Source organism: Archangium lansingense, assembly GCF_026626635.1.
GTDB lineage: Bacteria > Myxococcota > Myxococcia > Myxococcales > Myxococcaceae > Archangium > Archangium lansingense.
The window spans coordinates 3,404,718-3,422,347 of the sequence record NZ_JAPNKA010000001.1; the positions used below are offsets into that span (position 1 = coordinate 3,404,718).

General features: G+C 68.8%; 20 protein-coding genes and 1 tRNA gene. 10 read left to right on the plus strand and 11 right to left on the minus strand.

Annotated features, from left to right (window positions below):
• Positions 1 to 15 precede the first annotated feature (15 nt).
• The 5 genes from OV287_RS13675 to OV287_RS13695 form a co-directional block, all read right to left on the minus strand.
• On the minus strand, positions 16 to 1,395 hold the full coding sequence (locus OV287_RS13675; RefSeq protein ID WP_267534467.1) for a cupin-like domain-containing protein: 1,380 nt from the start codon (positions 1,393 to 1,395) through the stop codon (positions 16 to 18).
• A gap of 74 nt (positions 1,396 to 1,469) precedes the next feature.
• A complete protein-coding gene (locus OV287_RS13680) occupies positions 1,470 to 2,846 on the minus strand; it encodes a cupin-like domain-containing protein (protein ID WP_267534468.1) in 1,377 nt (458 codons plus the stop codon).
• A gap of 79 nt (positions 2,847 to 2,925) precedes the next feature.
• Positions 2,926 to 3,732: an ABC transporter permease gene (locus OV287_RS13685; RefSeq protein WP_267534469.1), complete on the minus strand. Its 807-nt coding sequence runs from the start codon at positions 3,730 to 3,732 to the stop codon at positions 2,926 to 2,928.
• A 2-nt stretch (positions 3,733 to 3,734) separates the two neighbouring features.
• Positions 3,735 to 4,571, minus strand: a complete 837-nt coding sequence (locus OV287_RS13690) for an ABC transporter permease (protein WP_267534470.1) — start codon at positions 4,569 to 4,571, stop codon at positions 3,735 to 3,737.
• Positions 4,568 to 5,596, minus strand: coding sequence for an ABC transporter ATP-binding protein (locus OV287_RS13695; RefSeq protein ID WP_267534471.1), 1,029 nt, complete (start codon positions 5,594 to 5,596; stop codon positions 4,568 to 4,570). Before OV287_RS13695 ends, OV287_RS13690 begins: the two co-directional genes overlap by 4 nt.
• A gap of 154 nt (positions 5,597 to 5,750) precedes the next feature.
• On the opposite strand from OV287_RS13695, the gene OV287_RS13700 reads away from it, so the two are divergent.
• The 4 genes from OV287_RS13700 to OV287_RS13715 are packed head-to-tail and all read left to right on the plus strand — an operon-like array spanning position 5,751 to position 7,344.
• Positions 5,751 to 6,107 (plus strand): hypothetical protein, encoded by a 357-nt coding sequence (locus OV287_RS13700; RefSeq protein WP_308809564.1) that lies wholly within the window; start codon positions 5,751 to 5,753, stop codon positions 6,105 to 6,107.
• Positions 6,108 to 6,109: 2 nt separating this feature from the next.
• Positions 6,110 to 6,580, plus strand: coding sequence for an SMI1/KNR4 family protein (locus tag OV287_RS13705; protein ID WP_267534472.1), 471 nt, complete (start codon positions 6,110 to 6,112; stop codon positions 6,578 to 6,580).
• Between the two features lie 16 nt (positions 6,581 to 6,596).
• Complete coding sequence (locus tag OV287_RS13710) at positions 6,597 to 7,064, plus strand: SMI1/KNR4 family protein (protein ID WP_267534473.1); 468 nt, start codon at positions 6,597 to 6,599, stop codon at positions 7,062 to 7,064.
• Between the two features lie 31 nt (positions 7,065 to 7,095).
• Positions 7,096 to 7,344 carry a hypothetical protein gene (locus OV287_RS13715; protein WP_267534474.1) on the plus strand — a complete coding sequence of 83 codons (249 nt, stop codon included), beginning with the start codon at positions 7,096 to 7,098 and terminating at the stop codon, positions 7,342 to 7,344.
• A 269-nt stretch (positions 7,345 to 7,613) separates the two neighbouring features.
• Here the strand turns inward: OV287_RS13715 and OV287_RS13720 are convergent, their stop codons facing one another.
• Together OV287_RS13720 and OV287_RS13725 are read right to left on the minus strand one after the other, a co-directional pair.
• On the minus strand, positions 7,614 to 7,793 hold the full coding sequence (locus OV287_RS13720) for a hypothetical protein (protein ID WP_267534475.1): 180 nt from the start codon (positions 7,791 to 7,793) through the stop codon (positions 7,614 to 7,616).
• A 127-nt stretch (positions 7,794 to 7,920) separates the two neighbouring features.
• A tRNA-Asn gene (locus tag OV287_RS13725) sits at positions 7,921 to 7,993 on the minus strand.
• 198 nt (positions 7,994 to 8,191) lie between these two features.
• Between OV287_RS13725 and OV287_RS13730 the strand changes: the two genes are divergently transcribed.
• The 6 genes from OV287_RS13730 to OV287_RS13755 all read left to right on the plus strand — a co-directional run bounded on the left by OV287_RS13730 (position 8,192) and on the right by OV287_RS13755 (position 14,386).
• Positions 8,192 to 9,331, plus strand: coding sequence for an RsmB/NOP family class I SAM-dependent RNA methyltransferase (locus OV287_RS13730; RefSeq protein ID WP_373371827.1), 1,140 nt, complete (start codon positions 8,192 to 8,194; stop codon positions 9,329 to 9,331).
• Between the two features lie 128 nt (positions 9,332 to 9,459).
• A complete protein-coding gene (locus tag OV287_RS13735; RefSeq protein ID WP_267534476.1) occupies positions 9,460 to 10,359 on the plus strand; it encodes a S66 peptidase family protein in 900 nt (299 codons plus the stop codon).
• Positions 10,356 to 11,531: a serine hydrolase domain-containing protein gene (locus OV287_RS13740; protein ID WP_267534477.1), complete on the plus strand. Its 1,176-nt coding sequence runs from the start codon at positions 10,356 to 10,358 to the stop codon at positions 11,529 to 11,531. Before OV287_RS13735 ends, OV287_RS13740 begins: the two co-directional genes overlap by 4 nt.
• On the plus strand, positions 11,524 to 12,990 hold the full coding sequence (mpl, locus tag OV287_RS13745; protein ID WP_267534478.1) for a UDP-N-acetylmuramate:L-alanyl-gamma-D-glutamyl-meso-diaminopimelate ligase: 1,467 nt from the start codon (positions 11,524 to 11,526) through the stop codon (positions 12,988 to 12,990). Before OV287_RS13740 ends, mpl begins: the two co-directional genes overlap by 8 nt.
• A gap of 5 nt (positions 12,991 to 12,995) precedes the next feature.
• Complete coding sequence (locus OV287_RS13750) at positions 12,996 to 13,544, plus strand: TlpA family protein disulfide reductase (RefSeq protein WP_267534479.1); 549 nt, start codon at positions 12,996 to 12,998, stop codon at positions 13,542 to 13,544.
• A 17-nt stretch (positions 13,545 to 13,561) separates the two neighbouring features.
• The gene (locus OV287_RS13755; protein ID WP_267534480.1) at positions 13,562 to 14,386 is read left to right on the plus strand and encodes an inositol monophosphatase family protein; all 825 of its coding nucleotides are present in this window, start codon (positions 13,562 to 13,564) and stop codon (positions 14,384 to 14,386) included.
• Between the two features lie 138 nt (positions 14,387 to 14,524).
• Here OV287_RS13755 and OV287_RS13760 read toward each other — a convergent pair whose 3' ends face one another.
• The 4 genes from OV287_RS13760 to OV287_RS13775 all read right to left on the minus strand — a co-directional run bounded on the left by OV287_RS13760 (position 14,525) and on the right by OV287_RS13775 (position 17,619).
• Entirely contained in the window at positions 14,525 to 15,136 is a 612-nt protein-coding gene (locus tag OV287_RS13760; protein ID WP_267534481.1) for a polysaccharide biosynthesis/export family protein, read from the minus strand.
• A 16-nt stretch (positions 15,137 to 15,152) separates the two neighbouring features.
• A complete protein-coding gene (locus tag OV287_RS13765) occupies positions 15,153 to 16,415 on the minus strand; it encodes a hypothetical protein (protein WP_267534482.1) in 1,263 nt (420 codons plus the stop codon).
• A gap of 120 nt (positions 16,416 to 16,535) precedes the next feature.
• A complete protein-coding gene (locus OV287_RS13770; protein ID WP_267534483.1) occupies positions 16,536 to 17,093 on the minus strand; it encodes a hypothetical protein in 558 nt (185 codons plus the stop codon).
• Positions 17,094 to 17,169: 76 nt separating this feature from the next.
• Positions 17,170 to 17,619, minus strand: a complete 450-nt coding sequence (locus OV287_RS13775; RefSeq protein WP_267534484.1) for a cyclic nucleotide-binding domain-containing protein — start codon at positions 17,617 to 17,619, stop codon at positions 17,170 to 17,172.
• Between the last annotated feature and the right edge of the window lie 11 nt (positions 17,620 to 17,630).

A 17,630-nucleotide genomic window follows, 5' to 3' on the forward strand; every position in this document is an offset into this window, starting at 1 on the left:
GCGGCCCGCCTGGGCTCAGCGCGACTTCTTGCCAGGAGCAGGGCAACGCTGGACGGCGCGCCAGCGCACGAGGTCATCGAGCAGGGCGCGGAAGGAAGCACGGGAGAAGGCCCGGGAGGGGAGGCGGGAGAAGAAGGCCTGCTCGAGGGCGGAGACGCTCAGGGGCTTGCCCAGGTTGAGGGAGGCGACGAGGCGCTCGAGGCGGCGGCGGAGAAGGGGAGAGCCAGGGAGGGTGGAGGAGCGGCCGATGGCGGACACCAGGAGCTGCTTGCCGGGCAGGGGCATGCAGACGATGGGGCGCTCGGGGTGGGCGCGGATCCACTCGTCGGGGGCGAGCGGGGCCTCCTGGGCCTCGGGCGGGGCCGCGTCCAGGGCGTTGGCGGTGAGGCAGCGGACCCACTCGATGGTGCTCTCTCGCTCGGCGGAGAGGAGGGCCTTGCGCTGGCCTCGCTGACGCAGGGCGGAGCGCACGCTGGCGGGCACCTGCCAGGTGCGCTTGCCGGGTAGCTCGGTGTGGCGCAGGTGGCCGGGCCACTCATGCGGGGGCGCCATGGAGGTGAACATCGGCGGCGCGGAGCACGCGGAGACGGAGATGCTGATGTTCAGCCCTCCGCCGGTGGGCTCGGCGCGGTGCCAGTGGGAGACGGGCCAGTAGGTGACGTCGCCCGCGGTCGCCTCGATGAAGTTCGCCCGGGACAGCACCGCGTCCTCCTCCGCCTTGTCCTTCATGAAGAGGGAGTAGGGCCTGTTGACGAGGGATGGATCCTTGGGGACCTCCGGGCGGCTGGCGAGCGTCTCGAAGGGCCAGACGCTGAAGGTCTTCTTGCCCTCGACGACGAAGTTGAAGGCGTGCGAGTTGTCCTTGTGGATGCCGAAGGGCGTGTAGCGGTAGTTGCCGAAGAAGATGCACGACTCGTTGTTGCCCAGCGGCACGCCGACCTGCTCGTAGAGGCCGGACAGGAAGCTGCTGAGCTGCTGCCAGTGGGTCCACTGGTACATCTGGAGCCGGTTGAAGACGATGCCGAAGCGCTTGCCGCCGAGCAGCTTGTCCAGGCGCGCCAGGTATCCCTCGACGCCGCCATCCTCGGGGCGCGGCATGTGGTTGGAGAGGGACATGAGCATCGAGTAGTACGGCAGCCCATCGGGTCCCTCCTCGTGCTCGATGAAGAAGCGCAGGGGCATGGTGTACTCGCCCCGGCGCACGCGCTCTCCGGCGTCGAGGAGTGCCTCGTACATCTGCCCGGTGGTGGGGGCCCGGTCGCCGAACGGCCGCTTGAAGACGGCGGGCTCACGGTTCCAGTGGCGTTTGGCGAAGTCCTTCCAGAAGGAGCGCGGCAGCGCGAGGGAGGGCTCGGCCTGGGGGGCGGGGGCTGGAGTGGGGAGGGGAGCCAGCATGGTGGTTTCCTGGGGAGGAAGAGACGCGGAGAGAGAATGGGGAAGGGGCGCGCCGGGATGCCCGGCCAAGGGATTCAGCGCGACTTGCGGCCGGGAGCGGGGCAGCGCTGGACGGCGCGCCAGCGCACGAGGTCGTCGAGCAGGGCGCGGAAGGAGGCGCGGGAGAAGGCCCGGGAGGGCAGGCGGGAGAAGAAGGCCTGCTCGAGGGCGGAGACGCTCAGGGGCTTGCCCAGGTTGAGGGAGGAGACGAGGCGCTCGAGGCGGCGGCGGAGAAGAGGGGAGCCGGGGAGGGTGGAGGAGCGGCCGATGGCGGACACCAGGAGCTGCTTGTCGGGCAGGGGCACGCAGACGATGGGGCGCTCGGGGTGGGCGCGGATCCACTCGTCGGGGGAGAGCGGGGTCTCCTGGGCCTCGGGCGGAGCGCCATTGAGGGCGCCGCAGGTGAGCAGCCGGACCCAGTCGGCGGTGCTCTCGCGCTCGGCGGAGAGCAGGGCCTTGCGCTGGCCGCGCTGACGCAGAGCGGAGCGCACGCTGGCGGGCACCTGCCAGGCGCGCCTGCTGGGCATCTCGGTGGGACGCAGGCGGCCGGGCCACTCATGCGGGGGCGCGTCGGCGGTGAAGTACGGGGCACTGAAGCTCACCCCGAGCGAGATGCTGAGGGACATGCCCTCGGTGGGCTCGGCGCGGTGCCAGTAGGAGACGGGCCAGTAGGTGACGTCGCCCGCGGACGCCTCGAGGAAGGACGCGCGGGACAGCAGCTCCGCCTCCTCCTGCTTGTCGCGCAGGAGAATGGAGCAGGGCTTGTCGATGAGGGAGACACCCTTGGGCACCTCGTCGCGGCCGGAGAGCGCCTCGTAGGGCCAGAGGCTGTACCTCTTCGTGCCCTCGACGACGAAGTTGAAGACGTGCGAGTTGTCCTTGTGGATGCCGAAGGGCGTGTAGCGGTAGTTGCCCAGGAAGATGCTCGAGTCGTTGCTGCCCAGGGGCACGCCGGCGGACGCGTAGAGGCCGGACAGGAAGGTTGTTGCCTGTAGCCAGTGATTCCAGTGGAAGCCCTGGGCGCGGTTCAGCACGAGGCCGAAGCGCTTGCCCCCCAGGAGCTTGTCCAGCCGCGCCAGGTAGTTGGGGAGGTCTCCATCCTCGCGCGTGGGCAGGTAGGGGGCGGGGAAGAGCACCATCCCGTAGTGAGGCAGCCCGTCGGGACCGTCCTCATGCTCGATGAAGAAGCGCAGGGGGGTGGTGTACTCGCCCCGGCGCATGCGGAGGGCCGCTTCCAGGAACGCCTCGTAGATCTCCTGGCCGGTGAAGAAGTGCTGGGCGAAGGGCTGCTTGAAGACGGCGGGCTCGCGATCCCAGTGGCGCTGGGAGAAGTCCTTCCAGAAGGAGCGGGGCAGCGCGAGGGAGGGCTCGCCTCGGGGCGCGGAGGCTGGGGTGGGGAGGGGGGCCAGCATGGTGGAAGCCAATCGCGGGGGTGCCCCGGGAGTCTAGCACCGGACTCCGGGACGGGGAGGAGCCCACGCCCCCCTCGGCTCAGCCACCCACGCCCTGGTAGCGCTTGAGGCAGTGCGTCCAGAGCAGGCCCGCAACGCCGGTGACCGCGAGCCCGACGAGCGGTGCTCCATATCCCAGCCAGGGGTTGGCCTCGGGCTTGTGCAGCAGCACGGTGCCAGGGAAGTAGCTGACGAAGGCGAAGGGCAGCACCCAGGTGGTGATCCACTGCAGCAGCCGGCCATAGAGCGTGAGGGGGTAGCGGGCGATCGCCGACATCTCCTGCACCAGCACGGGGAGCTGCATGGAGGTGTCGGGCTCCCAGAAGACCACGCACTGGGCCATGAGGTTGAGGGAGCCGATCAGCAGCGTGGAGCCGAGCACGGTGGCGGCAATGAAGACGTACTGCCAGGGAGCCAGGGCGAGGTTCAGCTCCGACACCGCCCGCCCCAGCAGCACGAGCCCCAGCGCCACGCTGCCCAGCCCGTGGAGGCTCGAGCCATGGCAGATGACCTGGAGCGCCGCCGGCAGCGGCCGCAGGAGGAGCCCGTCCAGCTCTCCCAGGTTGACGAGCCCCGTCAGCTCCCAGGGGCCGTCGTAGAAGAGCTCCACCAGCCCGATGGGGATGATGGCCAGCGCGTAGAGGAAGATCATCTCCCACTGTCCCCACCCCTGCACCTGGGGGACATGGAGGAACACCGCCCAGAGGAAGACGAAGCCGGTGGTGTGGCGCAGCACCATGGCGACGATGCCGAGCCAGAAGTCGGCCTCGTACTCGAGCTGCACGCGCAGGTGCAGCAACTGGAGCCGGCAGTAGATCCACACCCAGTGTGCGAGCCTCGCGAGCATGCTCAGCCTCCCTGGATGTCGAGGGCCTTCCGGCCCGGGTTCCACAGCAGGCGCGCCAGTCCCCAGAGCGCCACCACCCAGAGTGCCTGGAGCCCCAGGGCCTGGAGGAGTGCGCTTCCCTGGAGCTCGCCCAGGTAGATGGAGATGGGCGTGTGGATGATGCCCTGGAAGGGGAGGGCCAGAGAGAGGGAGCGCAGCCAGGCGGGGTAGAGGTCCAGCGGGACGAGGGCGCCGGAGAAGACGCTCAACAGGGCGGCCTGCATCCAGTGCAGTCCCAGCCAGTTCTTCGTCCAGAGGCAGAGCAGCGAGGTGATGAGGCCCACCATGAAGCGGACGAGGAACCCCAGCAGGAGGCTCGCCAGGAAGAGCGCGGCCGCGGCGGGGGAGGCGGCGGGGAGCACGTCGAGTACGGTGAGGCCGAGCCCGACGGCCACCAGCGTGCCGAGGACTGCCTCCACCAGGGCGGCGCCGGCGGAGAAGGCGAGCTGGGACGTCAGGACGTCGTAGGGGCGGAGCAGCTCGATGGCGATGTCCCCGGTGCGGATGAGCCGCAGCATCCGGTGGACGGAGGAGGACGCGTTGAGGAGCAGGTTGGCGGACTGGGCGAGCAGGAGGTACGTCCGCATGCGCGCCCAGTCGAGGCCGCCCACCTGCGAGGTGCCGTCGAAGACGGCGCTCCACAAGGAATAGGAGATGGCGAGCCACACCGTGTTGCTCAAGAGGCTGAGCAGGACGGTGCGTGGATAGGCGAGCGTGCGTTGGGCGCCGATGAACACCAGCGCGAGGTACTTGGAGCGAGGGTCCTGCCGGAGTGCCACCGGGGAGGCGGGGCCGCTCATCGCCGGGGCTCCTGGAGCAGGAGCCGGTTCTCGTAGAGGTCGCGCAGGATGGAGTCGATGCTGGGCTCCTGGACGCGGAGATCCTGGACGGGGAGCGCGGCCAGCAGCCGGCCCACCACCGAGCCGACCGGGGCCTGGGCCATGTCGAACTGGACCACGAGCTGGTGCTGCTCGGGCTGGGTGCTGCAACTGGCGGCGAGCTCTGGCAGGGCCTGCCGCGCCAGGGCGAGCGCATCCGGCGGCTGCCCGCGCAGGGCCAGATGGATGGCGCACGTGCGGCCGAAGCGCTCCTTCATGGTGCGCAGCGGCCCATCGAAGAGGATCCGGCCGCCGTCGATCATCACCATGCGCTCACATAGATCCTGGATGTCCCCCAGGTCATGCGAGGTGAGCATCACCGTGACACCGCGCTCGCGGTTGATGTGGCGGATGAAGGCTCGGACGCGCTCCTTCACGGCCACGTCGAGGCCGAGGGTGGGCTCATCCAGGTAGAGCAGCTCCGGACCATGGAGCAGCGCGGAGGCGAGCTCGCAGCGCATGCGCTGCCCCAGGGAGAGCTGCCGCGCGGGCCTGGCGAGCAGGTCGCCGAGCTCCAGCAGCTCGGTGAGCTCGTCCAGGTTGCGGGTGAAGCGCTCGCGCGGTACCCCGTAGATGTCGCCCAGCAGCCGGAGGGACTCCTGGATGGGTAGATCCCACCAGAGATGGGAGCGCTGGCCGAAGACCACGCCGATGGTGCGCGCATTGGCGACGCGCTCGCGGTGGGGATCCACCCCGCGCACCCGGACCTGGCCGCTGGTAGGCGCGAGGATGCCGGTGAGCATCTTGAGCGTGGTGGACTTGCCCGCCCCGTTGGGGCCGACGTACGCGACGCTCTCGCCAGCCTCGACGCGCAGGTCGAGCCGGTCCACCGCGGTGTGCTCGGTGTACTGGGGGCGCAGCAGGTGACGGACCGCCCCGAGGAAACCGGGAGCTTTGACGGGAACCCGGAAGGTGCGGGTGAGCTGGTGGGCTTCGATCAGTGCCACGGGCGCCATCCTAGCTCACGGTTCCCGGGAAGACCCGATGCCCACCGTGAGGCCCGTAATTCCAGGGGCGATGAGGGCGTGTAGGTGGCGAGGCGACCTTGCTGATGCTCAAGGTTCTGATCTCAAGTTCGACTGGGAGGGACGCCTCGTTGTCTTGCCCGTTCCCGTGAAGGCCGGGAGCCGCTACGGCGTCTATCACTGCTGCTGCAACTACCCCCCACTGCCGAAGGCGACGAAGGAGGTCGCGCGTAAGAAGTGGGACAATATTCGGGAGTCCTTCCGAGAGAAGTGGAGCAAGAAGTTCGGAGAGTGGCCTGCCGTGGCCGACACCTCTTGGCCGGGCCATCACATCCGGGATCTCTGGCACGGCGGAGATCCGACCGATCCCAATAACATCATCCCCGCCGAGCCAGACACCCACAAGGTGTTCACTGACGAGTATCCCGCCTGCTACGACGGGAAAGCGCCCTGGAATACAGTGGGTCCCGACCTGCCTTACACAGACAACTGACGATGGCCACGCCCATGAGCAGTTTGCTCGAAGAAGTCTCCCGCGATCACTTCCCAAATCCTCCCGCCACGCCCGAGGAGATCGAGGAGTTCGAGCAGCGAGTGAGCTGGAAGTTGGACCCGGACCTGCGGGCCTTCTACCTGCAATGCAATGGAGCCGCTCTGATTCAGTGGCCGGACTCGCCCTATGAGATTCTGCCCCTGTCGAAAATCGTCCGGGCACGAGTAGCCATCCGTGGAAAGGATGATGATTCGCGTGGCCCAGCCTCGATGTACGCACTCTGCTACGTGCGCGACGGCAACTATGTCGTCTTGGACGTGAGCCGACAGGTAGACGGGCGGTATCCGCTCATTGATGGGGACCGCGAGACGTGGCCCAACCCGGAATACTGCACGCAGATCGCCAGCTCGTTCTCGGAGTTCCTGGAGCAGGTTCTGCGCACCCAGCGTAGCCTCTACTGGCTGGGGGAATGAGACGGTGGCCACGCCCATGAGCCGCCTGCTGGAAGAAGTTTCCCGCGACCACTTCCCCTATCCGCCCGCCACGCCCGAGGAGATCGAGGAGTTCGAGCGGCGGGTGGGTTGGAAGCTGGACCCCGACCTCCGGGCCTTCTACCTGCATTGCAACGGTGCCGAGTTGATCGAACGGCTACCCGATTCTCCCTACCAGATACTTCCTCTCTCGGAGATCGTCCGAGCTCGGGTGGCCATCTTCGGGAAGAAGAACGACGATGACGCGCATGGGCCCGCATCAATGTGGGCCATCTGCGACGTCCAGGATGGCAACTACGTGCTGGTGGACGTGGCCCGCCAGGAGAACGACCGCTACCCCCTGACGGACGGCTACCATGAGGCATGGCCCAACCCGAAATACTGCGGGCCAGTCGCCAGCTCCTTCTCGGAGTTCCTGGAGCAGGTGTTGCGCACGCGGCGAGGCCTCTACTGGCTGGGGGAATGAAATCTCCCCCAAGCCCTCCTTCAAGTGCTCCTTGCACGGATTGTCAGTCGTTGGACTGGCGGCTGCGTGCGATTTCGAGAACTTCCTCGCCTCCAGCACTTCGGCGGACACGGCGGTGCGCATGGGCTCGCCGCTCTTGGTTTGGGGACACACCAGCACGCCCGCGATCCCCTCGGCCTCGCCCCGGTATGGCTCCACGCTGCCCATCCTGGCGAAGCGCACCAGCTCCGAGACGTGCCAGCCGGTGCCCGCCTGCACGTCCATCCCGTCGCGCCAGTGAGGCGCAAGGTACTCGTGGGCGAGCAGGTAGTGCTCCCGGGGAATCACCTTGTCCCGCTTCCACTGCTCGGGCCTCGCCTGGGGCACGGTGAGCCGTCCGAATGTCGGATCCTCGGCCACCGAGAGGACGTGCTTCACCTTGCGCAACCAAGAGTAGACGCGCTTGAGGACCGCGATCCGATGCCCCCGGGCCTTCGCCCCTTCCACGGAGGGGAGGATGTCATCGAGGAGCGTGGCCTTCCGCAGGTTCCGGCCCTTGAACTGGTCGGCTCACCACGCGAGATAGCCCTGCTGCTTCTTCACCCAGGTGGCGCTGTTCTTGTCCACGTTGCGCGAGTAGGTGAGGAATTCCGCTGCGAGCGGCGCATTGGGATAGATGGGCTCCTCGTGGGGCGAGCCCGCAGGGTTGTAGTGCTCCGGGTCGGTCTCGAACCGCTTGAATTGCTCCATGGCCGTCCGGCGCGAGGTTGCCCTCGTGCTGACTTTGTAGTCGGGGGGGGGTTGCCCGTGTTGTGCCCACGGTCAATGGAGGGCAAAAGAAAAGGGCGCCAGACTTTCGTCTGACGCCCTATTTCAGCTCCCCGACGAGGACTCGAACCTCGGACCTAGTGATTAACAGTCACCCGCTCTACCGGCTGAGCTATCGGGGAATATGTCCGCTGCGCGTTGGCCGGTGTGGACCGCCGCGACAACGAAGTGCTTTCTAAAGAACGGAGTCCGTCCTGTCAACAACCCGTTTTGACCCGCTCTACCGGCTTCGCTCGGTCCCCTGGTCGGCGCTCGATGGAATCACCCCCATCGTCACCGAGGCCCTCTCCCATGTCCTCTCGGGCAGTCCCGCGGAGCGCGTGCTCGACCGGACCCTCCGCGCCCACCGGAGCCTCTCCCGCGAGCAGCGCCAGGCCCTCGCCGAGGTCGTCTTCAACGTCGGCCTGTGGCGCCGCCGACTCGGCTTCCTGCTCGGCAACCCCGAGGCTCCCGTCCCCGCGCTCCTCTACGCCTTCCTGCATCGGCTCGCCGGCCTCTCCCCGGAGGACGCCGTCCGGCTCTCGGGTATCGGGGAGCCCCAGCCCCTCGCGGCCGGGGAGCCCCTGTCGCTCGCCCTCCGCTGGTCCCTCCCGGACTGGCTCGCCGAGCACTTCTCCCGCGAATTCGGCCCTGCCGCCGAGGACTTCTGCGCCCATCTCAACGTCCCCGGGCCCATCACGCTCCGGGTGAACCCGCTGCGCACCACTCGTGCTGCCCTGGCGGAACGGTTGCGAGCCGAGGGGGTCGAGACTCGGCCCGGTGCCCTCAGCCCCCTCGCGCTCCACGTCGTGGGCCCCAAGCCCAACCTCTATGGGCTCGATTCCCTGCGCGAGGGCCTCTTCGAGGTCCAGGACGAGGGGAGCCAGCTCCTCGGCCTTCTCGTCGAGGCCCGGCCCGGGGAGACCGTGCTCGACCTGTGCGCCGGTGCCGGAGGCAAGACGCTCCAGCTCGCCGCCGCCATGGAGAACCGGGGCCGTCTCCTCGCGTACGACCCGGATGCCGGGCGGCTCGACCGGCTCCTCCAGCGGTGTTCCCGGGCAGGGGTCTCGACTGTCCAGGTGCTCCGTGCGCCTCCGGAGGGTGTGCTCGCCGACCGGGTGCTCGTGGATGCCCCATGCTCGGAGCTGGGCTCCCTGCGGCGCGGGCCGGATCTCCGCTTCCGCCTCGACCCTGCGTCCCTGTCCGAGCTGCCTCGGGTCCAGCACGACATCCTCGCGCGCGCGGGCCGCCTCGTGCGTCCGGGGGGCCGGGTGGTCTACGCGACCTGCACCGTGAATCGTGCGGAGAACGAGGAGGTGGTCCTCGGGTTCCTGCGCGAGTCCCCCGGGTTCCGGCTCGTGCCTCCCGGGGCGGGGTGGTTGGACCCGTCGTGTGTCCGGGAGGGGTTCCTGTTTTGTGCTCCTCATTTGCACGGGACCGATGGGTTCTTCGCGGCGGTGCTGGAGCGAGTGGAGGGGTAGGGGGCTGGAGGGGAGTCGGGCAGGCACCCTCACCCTGGCTCTCCCCCGGAGGGAGAGGGGAGGTTGTCCCTCGGACATGGGGCGCTCGAAGCCCGAGACATGCGCGCCCCCGGTGCTATGAAGGCGCCGTGCGTTGGCTCAAGCCCCCCCTGCTGCGTCCTCGCGACACCGTCCACATTGTCGCCCCCGCTGGTCCCTTCGACCCGCCTACCTTCGAGGTCGGTCTCGGCGTCCTCGCTCAGCGCTACTCCCCCGTCTATGAGCCGGAGCTCTACGAGGCCTGGCGCTATCTCGCCGGGCCGGATTCACGCCGGGCCCAGGAGCTGACCCGGGCCCTCACCGACCGCAACGCCCGCGCCATCTTCTGTGCTCGGGGCGGCTACGGCGTCATGCGCCTGCTCCCGTCGCTCCCGCTCTCGGACATGGCTCCCACGGCGCTGGTCGGCTTCTCCGACATCACCGCCTTGCACCTGCCCCTCCAGGGGCTCGGCCGCGTCACCATCCACGGGCCCGTCGTCACCCACCTGGGCAAGCAGCCTCCCGAGGTCCAGGAGTACCTTTTCCGGCTGCTCGAGTCCCCCGAGCCCCCGCCGCCCCTCGAGGGCAAGGCCTCCTACGTCCCCGGCGTCGTCGAGGGCCCGCTGCTCGGCGGCAACCTCTCTGTCCTCTCCCGGTTGCTGGGCACTCCCTATATGCCGCCGCTCGACGGGGCCATCCTCCTGCTCGAGGACGTGGGCGAGGCCCCCTATCGGCTCGACCGCATCTGGACGCACCTGCGGCTCGCGGGCGTGTTCAACCAGGTGCGCGGCATCGTGCTCGGCGACTTCACCGACTGCGAGTCGAAGGGTGCTCCCTACAGTGGCGCGGAGGTCCTCCGCTCGCTCGCCGAGGAGACGGGGCTGCCGTGCGCCGCTGGTTTCCCCATCGGCCACGACATCCCCAACTACCCCGTCGCTCTCGGCACCCAGGTGCGGTTGGATGCCGGCGTTGCCCGCCTCACCTTCCTGGAAGGAGCGGTGCAGGCATGAGCAGTCACCCCATCGCCAACCTCCAGGGCCTCCTGGAGGAGTCCGTCAGCTTCGGCATCTTCCCGGCCGCCCAGGCCGTGGTGCTGCACCGGGGCGTCCAGGTCTTCGGCGGGGTGGCTGGCAACGTCTCGGGAGACACCCGCTTCGATCTGGCCTCCGTCACCAAGGTGCTTTGCACCACCGCGCTCTTCCTGCGCTTCTGGACCGAGGGCAAGGTCGGTCCCGAGACGCCCGTGGCCCGCTTCTTCCCGGGCTCGCCCGTGGGGGACGCGGGCGCCACGGTGGCGGACCTGCTCTATCACCGCTCGGGCCTGCCTCCCTTCGTGCCTTTCTTCGCCCAGGCACTCACCTCTCATCCCGAGCTGCTCGACCCCGGCTGTCCTTCGGCCACCCGCGCCCGCGTCCGCGACGAGGTCATCCAGGCCGCCGCGGCCACACCGCTCAAGGTCCCCCTGCGCACCGCCACCGCCTACAGCGACGTGGGCTTCATCCTCCTGGGGGAGATCCTCGCCCGCGCGGGTGGTGCGTCCCTGGACGTCCTCTTCTCTCGCCACGTCGCCGAGCCCATGGGCCTCTCCGCGCGCTTCCACCGGCTCACCGACTTCCCCACCGATGGCCGGGTCGCGCTCACCGGAGCCACACGTCCTCGCGAGCCCGCTCCCGGCCAGGAGGGCATGTGGGGTGAGCTTCCCTCGCGTCCGTCCGTGCCCGGCGAGGTGGATGACGACAACGCCTGGGTGATGGATGGAGTCAGCGGACATGCCGGCCTCTTTGGCACCGCGGTGGACGTGGCCCGCTTCGGCCAGGCCATCCTCGAGGGGTGTGCGGGGGCACCCTCGCTTGCTCCGGCGCCTCTCTTGTACCGCGCGCTGGCCCAGGACCCGCTCGTGGAAGGAAGCACCCGCTCCATGGGTTTCGACACGCCCTCCGTGAGCCTGTCCAGCGCGGGCCATTTCATCGGCGACACGCCTCCGGGCGCGGTGGGTCACCTCGGCTTTACCGGCACCAGCCTCTGGGTGGACCTGCGCCGCTCCCTCGTGGTGGCGCTCATCACCAACCGTGTGGCGCATGGCCGCAAGGAAGTGCGCATCCGTGAATTCCGTCCCGTCTTCCACGACCTTGTCGTGGAAGCACTCGGCCTCAACGACCTGACCCCGAAAGCACATGGCTGACGACAACGGCAACGTCCTCGAAACCATCACCCCCGGCGCCGTGCGCCGCATCCACCTCGTCGGCGTGGCCGGCACCGGCATGGGCTCGTTCGCCGGCATGCTCAAGGCCGCTGGCTACGACGTCACCGGTAGTGACGAGAACGTCTACCCGCCCATGAGCGACATGCTCCGCACGTGGGGCATCCAAGCGCTCACGCCCTACAGCCCGGACAACCTCGACAAGGCGAAGCCGGACCTCGTCATCATCGGCAACGTCATCCGCCGGGTGAACCCCGAGGCCACCGCCGTGCGCGAGCGCCGCGTTCCGCAGATGAGCTTCCCGGCCGCGCTGGGCTCGCTCTTCCTCGACCGGGCGCACTCCGTCGTGGTGGCGGGCACTCACGGAAAGACGACCACGTCCTCGCTGATTGCCCATGTCCTCGTGGAGGCGGGGAAGGATCCGTCCTTCCTGGTGGGCGGCGTCACGCAGAACTACTCGGGCAACTACCGGGTGGGGAAGGGGCCGCACTTCGTCGTCGAGGGCGACGAGTACGACACGGCCTACTGGGACAAGGGCTCCAAGTTCCTGCACTACCGTCCGAAGACGGCCATCCTCACCAGCGTGGAGTTCGACCACGCGGACATCTTCCGGGACCTGCCGCACTACGAGTCCACGTTCGACAAGTTCGTCCGGCTGATTCCGAAGGATGGCCGGTTGGTGGTGTGTTCCGCGTACCCCAACGCGGTGAAGCTGGCGCAGGCGTGCCCGGGCCAGGTGGTGACGTACGTGGCGAAGGAGGGCGCCGAGGCGGACTACACCCCGCGCAACGTGCGCTTTGGTCCCGAGGGCGCGCGCTTCGAGGTGGTGGAGCGTGGCACCGCGTTGGGCACCGTCCTGCTGCCGCTCTCCGGCATGCACAACGTGGAGAACACGCTGAGCGTCATCGCCGCCGCGCGAGGGCTGGGCCTGTCCTTCGAGGAGATCGCCAAGGGGCTGGCCACCTTCCAAGGGGTGAAGCGGCGCCAGGAGGTGCGTGCGGAGATTGGCGGCATCATGGTGGTGGATGACTTCGCGCACCACCCCACGGCGGTGCGGGAGACGATCGCCGCCATCCGCCACCGCTACCCGGAGCGCCGGCTGTGGGCCATCTTCGAGCCGCGCTCGAACACCAGCCGCCGCAACATCCACCAGGAGGACTACGCCCATGCCTTCACCGGCGCCAACCGGGCCAGCCTCAAGGTGCCCGAGCGTCACGACAAGGTGCCTGTCGACGAGGAGCTCAATGTGCCCCGCGTCACCGAGGCGCTGAAGTCCCAGGGGATTGTTGCCGACTCGGCCACGGACGTGCCCTCGCTCGTCGAGCGCGTGACACGTGAGTCCCAGCCCGGGGACGTGCTGCTCGTCATGAGCAACGGCGCCTTTGGGGGCTTCATCGACAAGTTGCTCGTCGCGCTGCGGGCCCGCTTCGGGGAAAAATGAGCCCCATGCGCCCCTTCCGCCTCGTCCTGGTCGTGCTCGCCCTCTCCGGGTGCGCGCAGAAGATGCCGTCGCTCACCGCTCCCTCGCTGGCCTCCAGCTCGGAAGCCCTGGGGTCCGCCGAGTCCGCCCCGCTGGACTTCACCGTCAAGCGCTACCCGGGTGGTGAGCCTCATGCCATCTCCAGCGATCGGGGCAGCGTGGTGCTGCTCGACGTGTGGGCTACCTGGTGCGAGCCCTGCAAGGACGCGCTGCCGATGTACCAGGACCTGGCCAAGCACTACGCCGCGCGGGGCCTCAAGGTGTACGCGCTCAACGTGGACGAGGACGCTCGCGCCATTCCTCCGTTTCTCGAGGAGACGAAGGTGACGCTGCCCGTGCTCCTGGATGCCAACGCCGTGGTGTCGGAGAAGGTGCTGCGCGTGCGCGGCATGCCCACCACGGTGCTGCTCGATCGCAAGGGCCGGGTGCGTTACATGCACGAGGGCTTCGCCGAGGAGTACCTGACCAAGTACCAGGCGGAGATCGAGGAATTGCTCGCCGAGCCTGGGAAGTAGACGAAGGAGGAGCCGTCATGTCCGACGAGTCGCCCGCCACCCTGCGCCGCATCGCCGAAGAGGGAGCCCGGCTCGCCGGCAAGGTGCTCGCCGAGCGTTTCCTGGGCGAGCGCACCATCGAGTACAAAGGCGGCATTGACCTGGTCACCGACGCGGACCGGGCGGCCGAGGCGGCGGTGCTCGGCTTCATCCGTCAGCGTTACCCGGGCCACGCGGTGCTGGCCGAGGAGAGCGGGGCCTCGCAGGGCTCGGGGCTGCGGTGGATTGTGGATCCGTTGGATGGCACCACGAACTACGCGCACCGGGTGCCGCACTTCTGTGTGAGCGTGGGCGTGGAGGGGCCGGGCGGCGTGCTGGCCGGCGCCATCTACAACCCCATGCTGGATGAGCTCTTCTCCGCCGCACGAGGAGAGGGGGCCACGCTCAACGGACGTCCGCTGAGGGCTTCGGGCTGCACGGAGCTGTCGCAGGCGCTGTTGTGCACGGGCTTTCCGTATGACGTGCACCAGAAGCCCGAGGGCCCGATGGGGTTGTTGCGGCGCTTTATTGTCCGGGCGCAGGGTATCCGCCGCACGGGCAGCGCCGCGCTGGACCTGGCCTATGTGGCCGCGGGCCGGTTCGATGGCTTCTTCGAGTTCGGTCTCAAGCCGTGGGACGTGGCGGCGGGCTCGCTGCTGGTGCAGGAGGCGGGCGGGGCGATGGTGCGCATCGACGGGGTTCCCTTCCAGGTGGGAATCGGGGACGTACTCGCGTGTGCGCCTGGACTGGCCTCCGCGCTCATCGCCGAGAGCCAAGGGTTCCTCGCAGACCTCGGCTGGACACCACCGGCTCCGCGCGGCTGAGGGTCTATTGAGACGGAGTCCATCCCTCGGCCCCGTGGATATCCCCTCTCCCTCTGGGAGAGGGTTAGGGTGAGGGTCTTACGCAGGTGACTACCCTCACCCCCCGCCCTCTCCCAGAGGGAGAGGGAGCATGCGGAACTAGAAGAGGCTCTCCGGCACGTAGACGATGTCGCCTGGGCGCAGGGTGAAGTTCTTCTCCGCGCCATCCCGGATGTCCTTCACCGGGACGCGGATCTTCAATTGCTGGCCCTCGTCCTGCCGTGCCACCTGGGTGCCGTTGGGCGAAGCCAGCTTCGTGAAGCCTCCGGCCATCGTCACCGCCTCGATGATGGTCATGCCCTCCTCGTAGGAGAACGTGCCCGGCTTCTGCACCTCGCCGAAGACGAAGACCTTCTTCGAGTTGTACTCGCGGATGGCGACGGACACCTCGGGGTGGCGCAGGTAGCGCGCGAGGCAGTCGCGCAGCACATCCGCGGCGGTGCCCGAGGTGCGGCCCGCCAGGTGAACCTTGCCGCACAGCGGGTAGTCGATGGTGCCCTCGGGGGACACGGCCCAGACGCCCGAGTGGTCCGGCTCCTGGTAGACGCGCACGTCCACCAGGTCTCCCGGGCCGAGCGTGCGGCGGGTCTCAGCCCCGTCAGAGGCGGGCGTCTCGGGGAGGGCCGAGGCGTCGATCGCCTGGGAGGAGGTGGTGGTGCGGCACGCGGTCAGCGCGCCGAGCAGCAACACGAGGAGGGAGAGGGAGCGCATCACGCAGAAGGCCGTCTCAGTACGTCACGGTCATCCGAACATACCCTTCGTGGCGCGAGTAGTTGATGCCCGCGCCCGTGGCCGACGACGTCCGGGTATTCAGCAGGTAGCCAGCCCCACCGATGAGCCATTTCTGGAACTGGTACTGGGGGCCGAAATCCAACTTGAAGAGGGTGTCGCGCCGGTCCCCCTGGAAGCTCAGGAAGTCCATGGCCGTGGTGGCCCGGAGGGTGAGCCGGCCACCGAGCAGGGCCTGTCCCTCCAGGTACCCGCGGTCATCGCGGAACTGGCCGAAGGCCGCCACGGGCTCGAGCGTCCGTGCATAGCCGGCCTTGAGGGTCGTGGTCGGGCTCACCAGGTAGCTGCCCTCCAACTGGGCGATCAGGGTGCCCGGCGTGGCCGCTCCCAGGTCCTGGCCCCAGCCCAGCGTGGCCGTCACGGCGATCTTCGGCGTCACCAGGCCCGCCAGACCCGCCTTGCCCTGCAGCACCAGGGCATTCGCGGTGTCGCCGTTGAGGTAGTCGCGCAGCTTGAAGTCGACGTCCGCCACCACCGCCGTCTTCGGCAGGAAGCGCCAGCGGCCCTCGACGCCCGCCCTCAGGTCGCTGTAGTCGAAGCTGTTCACCTGGGCCGGGTCGCACTCGGGGCCGCCGCAGCCCACCGGGGCCAGGGCTCCCATGGGCTGGAAGAGCTCCATCCCCCAGGCCACCTGGGGCGTCACCTCGATGGCGCCTCCCCCGGGTCGCAGCGGCACGCGCAACCGCAGCTCGTTGAAGAGCGACAGCACACCCGCGCCAATCGCCGCGCTGCGCGTCCGGTCCGAGCGCTGGAAGTTGTCCCCCAGCTCCACGCCGATCTGCCCTTCCTTGTTGAAGGCGATGTTGAGGTCCGCCAGTGCCTGCACGTGGGAGGTGGCGGTCGAGCCAGGGGTGAAGAGGCCGGTGTAGTGGACGTAGTCGGCGTGGCCCTTGAGGTCCAGGGACACCTTCTTGCCGGGCAGCTCCAGCCTCAGCCCGGGCCGGATGTGCAGCAGGGCCTCCCCGGAGAGCTGGTCCGACACCACGTTGGGGTCGGTGTTGCCCGGAGGCGGGAAGTAGCCGGCGGCGCTGTCGTAGCGCGTCTCGAAGTCGAAGGTGGCGTGCAGCCTGCCATCGCCCACCTTGATGCCGTTGCCGCCCGTGTTGGAGCCGCCCAAGGCAGGCGCCTGCCCGAAGGCGGGCCACGACGCCACCATGGCCAGCAGGCTCAAGGCCCTCCACTTGTTGGCAGGCTGCGTCATGAAACGGTCAAGACCCCGAGCTTCCGGTCATAGCACGCGCATCGTCCGTGCTCGAAGGGACTTGGGGTGCTCCCCGACGGCCACGGCCGTTCGGGGGAGGGGGAGGCAACCAGACTGGAATCATCTCACCGCGCTGGCAGGCGGCGGCCGGACGACGACGTCCTCCACGGGGGGCGGCTGGGTGGGGTCTCCTCCGGGCAGGTCGGTGGGCTCCTCCACCTCCACCGACATGTTCTCGTCCGCTCGGAAAGCGAGCTGCCCGATGCACTTCTCCGCCTCGGTGCGCAGCTGGGCCACCTTCTGCTGGGCGATCATCACCTTGGTGTACTCGTGCTCGCTGGAGGTGGAGTCCCGGCTGGAGACCGCCTCCTGGAGCGCCACGTCCGACTGCTCGGAGATGCGCAGCAGGCCCTTGATCTGGGTGAGCTTCTCGTTGACGCAGTTGAGCTTCACCACGTCCTTGGCGCGCCGGGCCTCTTCCAGCTTGCCCAGCACATCGCGGAGCACCTCGCGCATGGTGGCAATCGCCTTGGTGCTGCGCTCGAGCTTCGTCACGTCCGGCACGTCGCTGGCCTTCTCGGCCTGGAGCGGCGCGGGGGCCGGGGGCGGACGGGGGGCTGATTGGGCCAGGGAGAGGGCGCTCGCGAGCACCACCACCAGCATTCCGATGTAGCGCATGTCCTCCACTCCTGGGCCCCGGGGCATGTTCCTGACGCTAGAGAGGCGAGCGAGGGGTGTCAACGCGAGGACGCCCTCACGCCTGCCTGGCCGCGAGCCGGGCATTGGCCTCGCGCACCCGGGCCGACAGGATGCGCGCGATGTTGATGACCACGAAGGTGAAGCCGTCGCGGTGCGTCTGACGGAAGGTGGCCAGGTTCTGCGTGGTGAGCCGCAACAGTACCGCCTCCGTGCGCGCCCGCACCGTGGCGGAGCGGTACTCCTTGTCGATGACGCTCATCTCCCCGAAGAAGTCCGGGGCGGTGAGCACGGTGAGGGGCCGGGGCACCCCGCCGCTGTCGCTGCGGACTACCTCTACCTCCCCGCGGACGATGACGTAGAGGCTGTCTCCCAGCTCTCCCTCTTCGAAGATGTGCTCCCCGACGGCGTAGGTCCGCTGCTCGGCCAGCTCGGACAGATGCGCCAGCTCCGTGCTGGAGAGCATCTCGAACAGCGGCGAGGATGAAATGATCGCCAGCTTCTCCATGACCCCCACCC

What these genes read in the sequence shown, in the direction of transcription:
- OV287_RS13740 (WP_267534477.1), top strand. Translation starts at nt 10,356, where the DNA reads ATGAGCAGTCACCCCATCGCCAACCTCCAGGGCCTCCTGGAGGAGTCC.
- OV287_RS13775 (WP_267534484.1), bottom strand. Translation starts at nt 17,619, where the DNA reads ATGGAGAAGCTGGCGATCATTTCATCCTCGCCGCTGTTCGAGATGCTC.
- OV287_RS13720 (WP_267534475.1), bottom strand. Translation starts at nt 7,793, where the DNA reads ATGGAGCAATTCAAGCGGTTCGAGACCGACCCGGAGCACTACAACCCT.
- OV287_RS13690 (WP_267534470.1), bottom strand. Translation starts at nt 4,571, where the DNA reads ATGAGCGGCCCCGCCTCCCCGGTGGCACTCCGGCAGGACCCTCGCTCC.
- OV287_RS13755 (WP_267534480.1), top strand. Translation starts at nt 13,562, where the DNA reads ATGTCCGACGAGTCGCCCGCCACCCTGCGCCGCATCGCCGAAGAGGGA.
- OV287_RS13680 (WP_267534468.1), bottom strand. Translation starts at nt 2,846, where the DNA reads ATGCTGGCCCCCCTCCCCACCCCAGCCTCCGCGCCCCGAGGCGAGCCC.
- OV287_RS13705 (WP_267534472.1), top strand. Translation starts at nt 6,110, where the DNA reads ATGGCCACGCCCATGAGCAGTTTGCTCGAAGAAGTCTCCCGCGATCAC.
- OV287_RS13710 (WP_267534473.1), top strand. Translation starts at nt 6,597, where the DNA reads ATGAGCCGCCTGCTGGAAGAAGTTTCCCGCGACCACTTCCCCTATCCG.
- OV287_RS13765 (WP_267534482.1), bottom strand. Translation starts at nt 16,415, where the DNA reads ATGACGCAGCCTGCCAACAAGTGGAGGGCCTTGAGCCTGCTGGCCATG.
- OV287_RS13750 (WP_267534479.1), top strand. Translation starts at nt 12,996, where the DNA reads ATGCGCCCCTTCCGCCTCGTCCTGGTCGTGCTCGCCCTCTCCGGGTGC.
- OV287_RS13770 (WP_267534483.1), bottom strand. Translation starts at nt 17,093, where the DNA reads ATGCGCTACATCGGAATGCTGGTGGTGGTGCTCGCGAGCGCCCTCTCC.
- OV287_RS13760 (WP_267534481.1), bottom strand. Translation starts at nt 15,136, where the DNA reads ATGCGCTCCCTCTCCCTCCTCGTGTTGCTGCTCGGCGCGCTGACCGCG.
- OV287_RS13675 (WP_267534467.1), bottom strand. Translation starts at nt 1,395, where the DNA reads ATGCTGGCTCCCCTCCCCACTCCAGCCCCCGCCCCCCAGGCCGAGCCC.
- mpl (WP_267534478.1), top strand. Translation starts at nt 11,524, where the DNA reads ATGGCTGACGACAACGGCAACGTCCTCGAAACCATCACCCCCGGCGCC.
- OV287_RS13685 (WP_267534469.1), bottom strand. Translation starts at nt 3,732, where the DNA reads ATGCTCGCGAGGCTCGCACACTGGGTGTGGATCTACTGCCGGCTCCAG.